A 12,622-nucleotide genomic window follows, 5' to 3' on the forward strand; every position below is an offset into this window, starting at 1 on the left:
GATCACCGAGAAGGGAGCACTATGCAAACACTCAAAAACCGCGTCGGAAGAAACATCAAATCGCTGCGCAAGACCCGCGATCTCACCCAGGAAGACCTGGCCTATCGAGCCAAGATCGAACCGCGCCGCATCAGTCTGATCGAGTCGGGTAAGGCCAATCCCACCCTGGATACCATGTATCGGCTGGCCACTGCGCTGGGGGTAGATGCCAGTATTCTGTTTGGACGCAACCTCACTTTTGAGTGGGATGCCCGGGAGGAGCGCATTATGGACGAGTACCGCCAGATGAGCGAAAAAGACCGCCTGTTCATCGAGACCACCATCACCCACCTGCTGGAAAAAGACCCCGACTAATATCAAGATCGGTCATCCAGTCGGCAGCAGTGTTCGATATCTGCGAGCGGGGCGGCACCAAAGTGCCGCCCCGCTCTTTTAGATATACTTTAAAACTTGGCCAAAAAATCTACTGCGAACTGGGCATACAGTGCCGCCCCGGTGATCAGTGCGTCCTCATCCATCTGGAATTTTTCATGGTGGTGGGGGTAGGTAGACCCCTTTTCCTCGCTGCGGATGCCCACAAATGCCAAGCAGCCCGGTACCTCTTGCAGGTAGTACGAGAAGTCCTCGCCGCCGGTGATGCGCTCAAAGTGGTACAGTGCCTTTTCGCCGCACAGCGCACGCACCGCATCGGCGGCAATGGCCGAGCAGGTCTCATCGTTTACGGTGGGCCCCAGCAGCGGGGTGTAGTCTAGCCGGGCGGTGGCGCCGTAAGCCATAGCGGTAGAGGTGGCGATCTGCTCGATCATGGCCGGGAAATCCCGGCATATCTCGCTGCTAAAGGTGCGGGTAGTGCCGGTCAGCTTGGCCTCGCCGGCCAGCACGTTCCAGCGGCTGCCCCCCTCTACGGTGCCCACCGTCACTACCGCCGACTCCAGCGGGTCGGTGCGGCGGCTGGCGATCTGCTGCAGGTTCATTACCACCGCTGCTGCCGCCAGCACCGCATCCGCGCCCTGATGGGGCATCGAGCCGTGCCCGCTCTTGCCGGTGATAGTCAGTTCAAACCGATCGGCCGAGGCCATGCGCGGCCCGGCCTCTACCGAGATCTTGCCGGTGGGGATATCCGACCACAGGTGGATGCCAAAGCAGCCATCCACCCCTTCCAGCGCCCCGGCGGCGATCATCGCCTTGGCCCCCAGCCCTACCTCTTCGCCGGGCTGAAAAAACAGTTTTACCGTGCCGGCCAGCTGCTCCTCTACCTCCTGCAGAAGTTTGGCCGCCGTCAGCAGCATGGCCATGTGGCCGTCGTGGCCGCAGGCGTGCATCATGCCCGGCTGCTGCGAACAAAAATCGAGCCCGGTCTCCTCGGTCACGGTCAGGGCGTCCATGTCGGCCCGCAGCATCACCGTCTTGCCGTCGCCCCGGCCCAGGGTAGCCACCACGCCGGTGCCCGCCACCACCTGGTGGCGGATCCCCATATCCCGCAGCTCCTGGCAGATCTTAGCGCAGGTCCAGGTCTCCTGCATGCTCGCCTCGGGGTGCTGGTGAAAGGTGCGGCGCATGGCTACGGCATAGTCGCTGTAGGCGGGGGCGATCTCTTTAATGGTCTTCATAAGGTCTCCTTTGTCTAACGGTAAGTGCCGCGGCGGGCGTCAAAGTAAGCAGAGTATTATGCTACAGTATACGGGATGCCGCCGCCGCTGTAAATCACCGGCAGCGATTTTTTCCCACCCGCACAAAATGTGGCGCCAAACAGGAAAGGAAATCGTCTATTCGCAGGAGAAATACCTGCCAGCTCTGTCCTTTTTTAGCCGGTAAAAAAACCACCAGCCGCTGTCGGCTGATGGCTTTTGATATCGATACTTCTATAGCAGTTGGTCACATTCGGCCGCTGCCGGCTCCTTTTTGCCCACGGTCTGTACTTTGCCGATCAAAAATGAGCTGATCGTCACTGTGATCAGCGAGTAGGCGATGCGCCCCAGCGGAATGTAGCTCAACGACAGCAGCAGCACCGCCAAGTCGGTAGACAGGTAACAGCGCGAGATGGGCCAGCGCAGCTTTTTAGCCAGCACCATGGCCAGCGCGTCGTCGCCGCCGCAGGCGCCGCCCACCCGCACGGCCAGGCCCACGCCCACCCCTACGAATACGGCGCCAAGCACCGCTGCCACCAGCGGGTGTGCCGACAGGTCCGGCAGCAGCGGGGGAAACATCTCGTACACCCCGTACGAGAGCGCAAACGAGCAGGTAGCCACCAGCGAGTAGCGGGCGAACGCGCCGCCCAACACCTTGTAGCCGACGGCATAGCAGATGATGTCCATCACCAGTTCACCCACCGCCGGCGAAATACCAAACCAGCGGTCTAGCAGCAGGGTCATGCCCAAAACGCCGCCCTCGGTAATACCCGCCTGGCGGTGCACATTATAAATGCCGAAAGCCAAGATCGCGGCCCCCAGCATGATCGTCAAATAATTTTTCCACTCCCGGCGGAAGTTCATGCCCGTACTCCTTTTCGGTGGTATAGCGGGCAGAAGTCTCCCACCCGCCACGATTGTAGCACAGCGGCATGATAAAGTCAAATGGTCCCATATCATACCTTTTCTCTGTGCCAAGCGTTATTTTTTCCCTCTGCACGCAGCTGAGCACAAAAATATGCGCCGCCGTATTGCGCGGCACCGCGTATGCGCGCTATAGTAAGAGAAACTATATAGCGAGAGAGGCGGCAGAGAGATGATGAGACGATACGGGGTAGAATACGAGTTGGGTGTGCCCGATCCACAGCTGCGGCGGCTGGGCGACGCGGTGGGCCTGCAGGCGGCGGTGGGCACCGGCAGTCAGCCGGCAGCGAGCGATTTCGACGCGCTGCGGCCCTGGAGCGGCCTGCGCCGCTGTAATCTGTCCGACGACGGCCGGGTGCTCGCCTATGCCGGTCAACCGGCGTACCGGGATGACGGCACCGGCGGCCAGGTGATGGTCGAGATCCCGCGCTTTTACCAGCTCTACGAGCAGAGAGATGGCTGTGCCCGCTGGTGGGTGTCGCCCGACCCGGTGCCCGGTTACCGGCTGTCGCCGGCGTTCGTGCGGCCCGACGGCACACAGCGCAGCGCGGTGTATGTGGGGGCGTACCTCTGCTGCGACGACGAAAAAGGCGTCGTCGCCACCGTGTCCAGCCGCGCCGGCGGCTATGGCCGCATCCGCACCGACCGCCCCACCTGGCGCGCGCTCTGCCGCCGCCGCGGCCCCGGCTGGGAAATGGGCGATATCACCTATCTCTGCGACCTGCTGCAGCCGCTGTTTGTGGTGGAGTTCGCCACCTTAAACGGCCAGTCGGTGCTGCGGGGCATCTGCGATATGCCCTACAGTGACCGCTGGCCCATCGAACAGGTGGCCGATGGCGGCCGCCAGCTGTGGGTCGATGCCGACTATGCCTGTCAGTTCGTGCTGGGTCAGGGGGTAGCTGTGGGGCCTCAGTTGGGCGACAACGCCGCCATCCCCCACGCCACCGTCACCGCCATCGAACAAAAGCCGCAGGGCCTCTGCCGTGTCACCCTAGACTGCGGCGGACCGGCCGCATCGGGCATGCTGCTATATACCTCAGTCTGGAAAAACGGGGGCGCCGACGGGGTGGCGGCTTCCTCCGGCTCCCTCTACGGCCCGTCGAGCGGCCGGTCGCCCATCGTGTACCGGGGCATCGAAAATCCCTACGGCAACACCTGGGAGTGGCTCGACGGCGTCAACATCGCCGATCGGCAGGCCTATGTGTGTACCGACCCCCGCCATTACGACGATATCACCACCACCGGCCCCTACCAAAAGGTGGCCTACCGCAATGCGGCCGAGGACGAGTCCTACATCACCGCCCAGGGGTACGACCCGGCACTGCCCTCTGCCCGCTTTCCCACCGCCTGTACCGGCGGCAGCGCCAGTACCTATTACAGCGACTGCTACTGGCAGCGCCCGGGCCTGCGGGCCGTCATTTTTGGCGGCAGCTGGTATAATGGCAGCTATGCCGGCCCATTTTGCTTTAGCGGCTGGAGCGCCAGCGACATGATCCACGTCAATACCAGCGCCCGTCGACCGGCGGCGCCTGTCGCCATATCGCCACTTTTTGGTCGTATAGGGCGGGGTCTACCATCGCCCGGTAGCTTGCCTCCACCTCTACAAGAAGCGTCTCGTCGTCGGCATCGCCGGCACAGGGCAGGTATAAAATGTAGTAATTTACCCCAAACAGCCGGGTGTATACACCGGTGTAGCGGCAGCCGCCCCGCTGGTAAAAGCGTATGCGTCGGGTGGCCTGCTGGGGGTCAGGGGCGCTCTGCGGCTGCTCCACCTCAAAAAATATGCCCTGCAGGTCGGCCATCTGCCGGCGCAGGTCGGCCAGCAGCTGGCCGCCTATCCCGCCGCCGCGCATCTGGGGCACTACGGCAAAGTAATCTAAAAAGCCAAAACGGCGCCCCGGCAGCACCGACAGCAGTGCGTAGCCGCACAGCGCATCTTCCCGGTAAAAGCCCACCACCCGGTAAATGCCCCGGTCCACCGCCCGGTGGATCTGCCCCAAAGGCTTGCGCTCGTCGGGGGGAAAATCCCGGCACAGGTGCTCCTGGTACAACTGGTCGATCTGTTCGCCCCGCAGCGATCTGCTCTGCATAGTTCCTCCTCGTGTCACAGGTGTGTAGTACAAAATAAGACCATATAGATCTTGCTAGTGATGATACCACAGCGCACCGCTGTCGTCAACTGCCCAGCTGACAGCTGGAAGAAGTTGTGCTATACTTATATTTTATGGGAGAAAATCAGCGTATTTGCGCAGTTTGCGCGTGAAAGAGGGGATTTTTCATGTCCACATCAGGCACTGCCGCCTCCCGGCGGATGACGGCCCACTACGCCGGCTTACAGGGCACCTATTGGATGGTATTCTGCGCCATCCTCAGTTTTGCCTCGGTCTTTTTGCTCTCGCGAGACTTTGACAACACCCAGATCGGCGTAGTGCTGGCACTGGCCAACGCCTTTGGCGCCCTGCTGCAACCGGCAGTGGCCGCGCTGGCCGACCGCGCCCGCAGGGTGCCGCTGCGGCACATCGTGGCGCTGGTGGCCTTTATCACCGCGGCGCTCTCGGGGGTGCTGCTCATCATCCCCCACACCTTCTATATCACCATGGCTCTGTTTTGCCTGGTAGGTACGCTCATGTTCGTCATCCAGCCCCTGCTCAACGCCTTGGGCTTCGTGTACGAAAAGCTGGGTATCACCATCGACTTTGGCATCGCCCGCGGGGTGGGCTCGGTGGCGTTTGCCGCCGCCTCTTATCTGCTGGGGCTGCTGGTGGCCCGCTTTGGGGCCGATGTGCTGCCGGTCACTTTTATGGCCCTGTATCTACTCATCATGGTGCTGGCACTGGCCTTCCGGGCGCCGGGCCGTCCGGCCGCCGCCGCGTCCCCCCAGCAGGCCGCCGCTGTCCCGCCGCAGTCCGGCGGGCTGCTGCACTTCTTTAAAAAATACCCCGCTTTTACCGCCTTTATGTTGGGCTGCACCTGTGTATTCATCTTCCACACCATGCTCAATAACTTCTTGCTGCAGATCGTCACCTATATGGGCGGAGCCGAGACCCAGTTCAGCAGCGCGCTCACGCTGGCGGCAGTGCTGGAGCTGCCGGCTATGCTGCTGTTCTCGCGGCTGGTAAAGCGGGTGCGCTGCGATACGCTCATGCGGGTGTCACTGGTGTTTTTCCTGCTCAAAGCCGCCACCTTGGCGCTGGCCGGCAGCGTGGCGGGGGTCTATGTCAGCCAGTGCTGCCAGATCGGCGCCTATGCGCTGTTCATACCCGCCTCGGTCTACTATGCCAACGACCTGATGGAAGAGCCCGACAAGGTCAAAGGACAGGCGGTCATGACGGTGACCAACACGCTGGGCGGTGTGTTCGGCTCGCTTTTGGGCGGCTGGCTCATCGACCAGTTCGGCATCCGCATCATGCTGTACTGCGGGGTGGGCATCACCCTGCTGGGGGTGCTGGTGTCTAATATCTTTATCCAGCGCACCGGCCGTCCCCACCAGCCCGCGGCCGATACCGCCGCCTAAAAGCACATTACGAAAGAGGGTCTTGCTGCTCCATGCTGTTTTCTAATCGCGATTTAAAAAAGCTTATCCTGCCGCTGCTGGTCGAACAGCTGCTGGCCGTGTCGGTGGGCATGATCGATATCATCATGGTCTCCAGCGTCGGCGAAACGGCTGTCTCCGGCGTCTCGCTGGTCGATACCATCGGCGTGCTCATCATCTATATGCTCTCGGCGCTGGCCACCGGCGGCGCCGTCATCTCCGCCCAACACCTGGGCCGCAAAGATAACGACGGCGCCAACATGGCCGCCAATCAGCTGCTGCTCTCCACTACGGTGCTGTCGATCGTCATCATGGCCGCCGCCCTGCTGGCCCGCCGCCCGCTCCTAAATCTCATCTTCGGCAACGTCGAACCGGCCATCATGCAGGATGCGCTCACCTACTTTCAGATCACCGCTCTGTCCTATCCGTTTTTGGCCATCTATAATAGCTGCGCCGCCCTGTACCGGTCCATGGGCAACTCCAAGGTCTCCATGAAGACCTCTATCCTCATGAACGGCATCAACATCGTCGGCAACGCCATCTGCGTGTACGGCCTGCACATGGGGGTGGCCGGGGTGGCTTGGCCCACACTGCTGTCGCGGGCAGTGGCGGCGCTCTGTATGCTGCTGCTCATCAAAAACCCACAAAACACCATCCATATCGACGAGCACTTTCGCCTGGGCTTTCACCCGGCGGTCATCCGCAAGATCTTTAGTATCGGCATCCCCAACGGGCTGGAAAACGCCATGTTCCAGCTGGGCAAGATCCTGGTGGCCAGCCTCATCGCCACCTTCGGCACCACCGCTATCGCCGCCAATGCCGTCTCCAACACAGTGGCCACTTTTCAGATCATCCCCGGCTCAGCCATCGGTCTGGCGGTCATCACCGTAGTGGGTCAATGCGCCGGTGCGGGCGATTACCAGCAGGCCCGCCACTACACCAAAAAACTGCTCAAGGTCACCCATCTGGGCCTCTTGGGTCTCAATCTGCTCATCGTGCTCGTTATGCCGTTTATCCTAAAGCTCTACAGTCTGTCCAGCGCCACCGGCGAGCTGGCCAGGCAAATACTCGTCTTCCACGCTGTGGCCTGTACGGTCATCTGGCCCTCGGCCTTTATTTTGCCCAATGCGCTGCGGGCTTCCAGTGATATCAAGTTCACCATGGTCACCTCCATCCTCTCCATGTGGCTGTGCCGCATCGCCATGAGCTACGTGCTGGGCAAATACCTGGGCCTGGGCGTGTTCGGGGTATGGGTAGCCATGGTTCTCGATTGGGTGGTGCGCGCCATCTGCTTCTGGGTGCGCTACCGGGGCGCAAAATGGCAGCACCAGGTCTAGCGGCACAAATTGCATATACAGGCGTAAAAAAGAGAGGGGCGGTCCCTGTACCGCCCCTCTCTTTTTGCGCGTTTTTTACGCCCACGCGGCCTGGAAAAAGCGCCCGCCGCCTTTTTCCAGCTGCTGTTTTACCAGCGGCAGGCAAAAACTCTCACCGCCCCCGCTCTGCAGCGCCGCCTCTCGGCAGGCCGCCAAAAAGCGCAGCGTCTCCCTCTCGTCCAGACCGCGGTCGCAGCTGTACACCAGTCCGGCCATCACCGCATCGCGGTAAAAGGTGTAGCCCGCCGTACGTCCCACCGCCGGTGCGTAAACGGTATAGCCGGCACCGTCTGCCAGGCACAGCGTGCCGTCGGGCAGCGGCAGCACCGCCCGCCGAGCGCCCATTTGCATTAGTTGTCGGGCCAGCTCCCGCACGGTGCCCAAGTCGCTGCCGTCTGTCCGCTCGGCCCCGGCGGCGATACAGGCGATCTCCGGCGGTATGAGCACGGTGTGAAAGCGGTCCAGCAGCCCGATATATACCCCGGTGCGAGAGTAGGAGGTAGCGTGTAAAAACAGCGGTCTGTCACCCCACGCCGCCGTCAGGTAGCTCAGGGTCTCGGCACTCAGCTTGTCCTCGATAACGATCTGCGCCGCCTGGCTCAACACCGGTGCCTGCTGGCGCAAAAATCCCGGCGTGATCTGCTGGGCGATGTTGCGCGAGCGCAGCCCGGTGAGCACCTGCTGACCGCCGGGGTCCTGCACCTCCACGATGAGCGAGGTGCTGGCCCCCTCCAGAACCAGCGAGCTGTCAGTCACAATGCCCTGATCGCGGCACTCCTGCAAAATACTGCGGCCAAAAATGTCGCCGGCGATTGCGGCGATCATCCGCGGCGCACAGCCTAACCGCACCAGCAGTTCCGACACATTTTTGGCACAGCCGCCGTAGCGTACCGCCACCCGGCTGTCCTCAAAAATACGGCCGGCACACAGTGGTTCCGCCAGGTCTTGGGGCTGGGGCGTGGCGATAATATCCATATTTACCGCCCCGACCACCAGCGGGTAGCGCTCCCGGGCAATAATATAACCCCGCCCCCGCAAGATACCCTTTTTGGTCATGTTGTTGATGTATACCGATACCGATGAGCGGGTGATGCCCAGCATATCGGCGATCTGGTTCTGCGAGATCGTGGGGTCCTTCTCAATAATATGCAGGATCTCCGTCTCTCTGTCTGTCATGTCATACACCTCAGTATCGATAGCCGTCCCCACCGGGCCGCCCCATTTTTGCTTTCAGTATAGCATGTTTGGCCCCGAACAGCCAACTATAGCTGCCTTTGGCCGACCATTTGTGTACCTGCTGCAAAAGGGAAGAGAAATGTTGGCGGTTCTGGCACTTGACAGTAGCGTATGCTGTGCTAATATAGTAATTGCTTATTTAAACCAGCAGATGCTGTAGAGGGAGGGACTTTTATGCAGGTGCAAAAGATCGACCTGTTTCGGCTCAACTGTGCAGATACGCTCTGCCCGGTGGGCTGCCGGGTGTACACCGATACCGGCCTCTTTGGCGACGGTGAAGCTGCCCTCGGCTACGGGCGCGGTAGCTTCGCCGCGCTGGGGGCCCTGCGCGATCTGGCGCCGCTGGTACTAAAGGCCAGCCCGCTGGCTCACGAGCAGGTGTGGGAGCGGCTGTACCGGCACAGCTTTTGGGCACAAAACGGCGGCCCGGCGGTGTTCGCCGCGATCTCCGCTATCGATATGGCTCTGTGGGATATCCGCGGCAAATACTTTGGTGCGCCGGTGTGGCAGCTGCTGGGCGGTGTCAAACGACCGCTGCGGGCCTATGCCTCCCAGCTGCAGACCGGTTGGAAGTCCCACCGTCAGAGCGCCCGCACTCCGCAGCAGTACGCCGAGAACGCGCTGGCAGCGCTGGAGGACGGCTATACCGCCCTGAAGATAGATTTTTTAGAGATCGCGCCCGACGGCGGCCCCTTTGACCGCCGTGCGCTGCACGGTCCGCTGTCCCGATCTGTGGTGCGCCTGTTTTACGATCGGGTGGCGGCGGTGCGGCGGGCGGTGGGGGAGGAGATCGACCTCATCATCGAAAATCACGGCAACACCGATACGCCGGCCGCTGTCCAACTGGCCCAGGCGGTGCGCGAGCTGGGCATCTGGTTTTTAGAGGAGGGAAATACCCCCACCCCCCAACTGCTGCGCCAGCTGCACGCCGGGGCCGGGCTGCCTATCGCCCACGGCGAGCGCATCTACACCCGCTGGCAGTACGCCCCCTACCTGGCCGATGGCTCGATCCAGATCATCCAACCCGATATCGGCACCGCCGGCGGCATTACCGAGGTCAAAAAGATCTGCGATATGGCGGCGACCAGTGATGTGGCGGTGCAGCTGCATGTCTGCGGCACCGGTCTCTCTACCGCCGCCGCCCTCCAGCTAGAGGCAGCGCTGCCAAACTTTTTGGTCCACGAGCACCACATCCTGCAAGAGCGCCCTCAAAACAGGGCGCTTACCCTGTACCCGGCGTCGCCGGTACAGGGGGCGTTTTTGCCGCCCGATCGCCCGGGCCTGGGTGACAGCTGGTCGCCGCTGGCCATGGCCGACGGCCTGCACTACACCGTACAGTAAAGGGGAGAGCATAGTGAGCACAGTGAGTCACATACTGGGCATCGGGGCTGCCAACGTCGATGTCAGCGGGCACCCGCACAGCAGCCCCGTCCTGCGCGATTCCAACATGGGGCAGGTACACACCGCGGTGGGTGGCGTCACCCACAATATTCTGGCCAATTTGGCGCTGCTGGGGGCTGGGGTGCAGCAGCTCTCAGCGGTGGGCGACGATCTCTATGGCCGCGCTGTGCTGTCCGACTTGCGCGCCCGCGGCATCGATAGCCAGCAGGTGGCGGTGTTGCCGGCGTGCCACACCGCCACCCACCTAGTGGTGCTCGACGAGCAGGGCGATATGCTGGTGGCAGTCTCCGATCTGTCCATTTACCGCCAGCTGGGCCCAGAATTGCTCACCGCCGCTCAGCACGACATCGAGCGCGCCGATTGGCTGGTCTGTGACGGCAGCCTGCCCGAGGCGCTCATGGCCGTTATCTCCCGGCAAATAGCCCCCCAAAAACCGGTACTGTGGGACCCGGTCTCCACCCAAAACGCCCGCCGCCTGCGGCCCTATTTAAACGGCCTGCACACCGTCACCCCCAATGTCTACGAGCTGGCGGCGCTTACCGGGCTGCCGGTTGGCGATCGCCGTCAGCTGCAGTTGGCAGCCCAGCGCCTGTTAGATATCGGGGTACAGGCGGTGGTGGTCACGCTGGGCGCACGCGGCTGTTACTACTGCGACCGCGCTGGAAACAGTCTGTTTCGCCATCTGCCGCCAGCCAAACAGGTACACAGCGCGGTGGGCGCCGGCGATGCCTTTGCCGCCGGTCTCCTGTGGGGATACTGCCAAAAAAGCGCGCCGACGCAGTGTCTCGATATGGCTCTGGCCGCCGGACTGCTGGCCACGCAGCACCCCGATACCGTCAACCCGCACATGAGCCTCACCGCACTGCAGGCGCTGCTGCGGGCGCCGGCTGTAACCAGCTGTAATAGATAGCCACCGCTTTACAAATAAAGGAGGAAAAACATGAATCGCTATCTGCAAATGAGCACCGAAGTCCAGTCCGCCCTCAAAAACGGCGAGCCGGTGGTGGCACTGGAATCCACCATCCTGAGTCACGGGATGCCCAGCCCCGAAAACGCCGCCTTTGCCCTCGAGATCGAGCAGATCGTGCGCGGGGCCGGGGCCGTGCCGGCGACCACTGCGGTCATCGATGGCCAGCTGCGCGCGGGCCTCACCCGTGACGAGCTGCTCTATATGTGCCAGACAAAAGAAAATCAAATCGGCAAGGTCAGCCGCCGCGACCTGCCCACCTACGCCGCCATCGGCCGGGCCGGCGCCACCACCGTGTCAGCCACCATGGTCATTGCCAAAATGGCCGGTATCCGCTTTTTTGTCACCGGCGGTATCGGCGGCGTGCACCGTGGCGCCAGCCAGAGTTTCGACATCTCCGCCGACCTGCAAGAGTTGGCTCACACCGATGTGGCGGTCGTCAGCTCCGGCGCCAAATCGATCCTCGATCTAAAGCTCACACTGGAGTACCTCGAGACCTTTGGCGTGCCGGTCATCGGCTACGGCACCAGCGAGTTCCCGGCCTTTTTCAGCCGCACCAGCCATCTTCCACTCGACTATGCTGTCGCTAGTGCCGAAGAGGCGGCCCGTATCGCCAAGACAAAGTGGTCTATGGGCCTGAGCGGTGGGCTGCTCATCGCCAATCCCATCCCCGCACCGTACGCCGTCGACTACGACGAGATGGAAGTGGTCATCACCCGCGCCGTCGAGCAGTGCCGCCAGCAGGGGGTCAGCGGCAAGGAGTCCACGCCGTTTATCCTGCGGGCTATCAAGCAGATGACCGGCGGCCGCTCTTTTGTTCAGCTCTCCGAAATGGTCAAGGCAAACGCCGTCGTGGGCGCTCAGGTCGCCCGCGCATACGCTGCACTCTGATCCTGCCAGAACCAAAAGAGAAGAGCCTTTTAGGCTCTTCTCTTTTGGCGCAGACGGCGGTCCAACACCGCAGCAGTGTAAAATCGCCACAACTGGGCAGAGTATAGACAGGGGGCCAAAGGCGCTTAAAAAAACCCCGGAAATAGTTGACAGAAAAATGCCGGTATGCTATTATAATGTCTGTTACTTGCGATGGAGAGGTGTCCGAGCGGTTTAAGGAGCTGGTCTTGAAAACCAGTGACTCGCAAGAGCCGTGGGTTCGAATCCCACCCTCTCCGCCAGCCGATCCTAATAAAATAGCCCCTGTTCCTTTGACTTTGGAGATGTACTCAAGAGGTCGAAGAGGCGCCCCTGCTAAGGGTGTAGGGCGGGAAACCGTCGCGAGGGTTCAAATCCCTCCATCTCCGCCAAACCTGCGGTCCGCATTTTGCGACCGCAGGTTTTTTCTATCTTATAACTGCTGTAAAAAAAGAGAGACCGATACACCTGACGCGTGTCTGTCTCTCTTTTTGCTTTTTAGCTATATGAAAGTAGATCATTTATGATCTCAGCACCGGGCAACTGCCAGATCACAAGGTATCTTTTGGCGGGTAAAAGTCCATATACCCGACCGGCTCCGCCTTCTCTGGGCGCAGCCACAGTACGCAAGGCCTATCAAGGGTTTAAA

10 protein-coding genes and 2 tRNA genes are annotated in these 12,622 nt (G+C 61.4%); 8 read left to right on the forward strand and 4 right to left on the reverse strand.

Going from position 1 to position 12,622, the window contains the following annotated elements:
- Positions 1 to 21 precede the first annotated feature (21 nt).
- Entirely contained in the window at positions 22 to 354 is a 333-nt protein-coding gene (locus tag C6Y32_RS00720) for a helix-turn-helix domain-containing protein (protein ID WP_105203248.1), read from the forward strand.
- Positions 355 to 443: 89 nt separating this feature from the next.
- Here the strand turns inward: C6Y32_RS00720 and C6Y32_RS00725 are convergent, their stop codons facing one another.
- The 3 genes from C6Y32_RS00725 to C6Y32_RS15825 form a co-directional block, all read right to left on the reverse strand.
- Positions 444 to 1,610: an amidohydrolase gene (locus tag C6Y32_RS00725; protein WP_105203249.1), complete on the reverse strand. Its 1,167-nt coding sequence runs from the start codon at positions 1,608 to 1,610 to the stop codon at positions 444 to 446.
- Between the two features lie 252 nt (positions 1,611 to 1,862).
- Positions 1,863 to 2,492 (reverse strand): DUF6198 family protein, encoded by a 630-nt coding sequence (locus C6Y32_RS00730; protein WP_105203250.1) that lies wholly within the window; start codon positions 2,490 to 2,492, stop codon positions 1,863 to 1,865.
- A gap of 1,559 nt (positions 2,493 to 4,051) precedes the next feature.
- Positions 4,052 to 4,642, reverse strand: coding sequence for a GNAT family N-acetyltransferase (locus tag C6Y32_RS15825; RefSeq protein ID WP_105203253.1), 591 nt, complete (start codon positions 4,640 to 4,642; stop codon positions 4,052 to 4,054).
- Positions 4,643 to 4,830: 188 nt separating this feature from the next.
- Between C6Y32_RS15825 and C6Y32_RS00750 the strand changes: the two genes are divergently transcribed.
- Both C6Y32_RS00750 and C6Y32_RS00755 read left to right on the forward strand, forming a co-directional pair.
- A complete protein-coding gene (locus C6Y32_RS00750) occupies positions 4,831 to 6,066 on the forward strand; it encodes an MFS transporter (protein ID WP_105203254.1) in 1,236 nt (411 codons plus the stop codon).
- Positions 6,067 to 6,101: 35 nt separating this feature from the next.
- Entirely contained in the window at positions 6,102 to 7,421 is a 1,320-nt protein-coding gene (locus C6Y32_RS00755; RefSeq protein ID WP_370738801.1) for an MATE family efflux transporter, read from the forward strand.
- A gap of 75 nt (positions 7,422 to 7,496) precedes the next feature.
- Here the strand turns inward: C6Y32_RS00755 and C6Y32_RS00760 are convergent, their stop codons facing one another.
- Positions 7,497 to 8,636, reverse strand: coding sequence for a PfkB family carbohydrate kinase (locus C6Y32_RS00760; RefSeq protein WP_129589352.1), 1,140 nt, complete (start codon positions 8,634 to 8,636; stop codon positions 7,497 to 7,499).
- 234 nt (positions 8,637 to 8,870) lie between these two features.
- On the opposite strand from C6Y32_RS00760, the gene C6Y32_RS00765 reads away from it, so the two are divergent.
- From C6Y32_RS00765 to C6Y32_RS00785, 5 genes are all read left to right on the forward strand, one after another.
- Positions 8,871 to 10,037, forward strand: coding sequence for a mandelate racemase/muconate lactonizing enzyme family protein (locus C6Y32_RS00765; protein ID WP_105203257.1), 1,167 nt, complete (start codon positions 8,871 to 8,873; stop codon positions 10,035 to 10,037).
- A 13-nt stretch (positions 10,038 to 10,050) separates the two neighbouring features.
- Entirely contained in the window at positions 10,051 to 11,007 is a 957-nt protein-coding gene (locus C6Y32_RS00770; protein WP_164998054.1) for a carbohydrate kinase family protein, read from the forward strand.
- 30 nt (positions 11,008 to 11,037) lie between these two features.
- The gene (locus C6Y32_RS00775; RefSeq protein ID WP_105203259.1) at positions 11,038 to 11,955 is read left to right on the forward strand and encodes a pseudouridine-5'-phosphate glycosidase; all 918 of its coding nucleotides are present in this window, start codon (positions 11,038 to 11,040) and stop codon (positions 11,953 to 11,955) included.
- A gap of 194 nt (positions 11,956 to 12,149) precedes the next feature.
- Positions 12,150 to 12,236 (forward strand) — tRNA-Ser (locus C6Y32_RS00780).
- 38 nt (positions 12,237 to 12,274) lie between these two features.
- Positions 12,275 to 12,365, forward strand: a tRNA-Ser gene (locus C6Y32_RS00785).
- The last annotated feature ends 257 nt before the right edge of the window (positions 12,366 to 12,622 follow it).

Source organism: Neobittarella massiliensis (ex Bilen et al. 2018) (genome assembly GCF_900289145.1).
In the GTDB taxonomy this organism is placed as follows: domain Bacteria; phylum Bacillota; class Clostridia; order Oscillospirales; family Ruminococcaceae; genus Neobittarella; species Neobittarella massiliensis.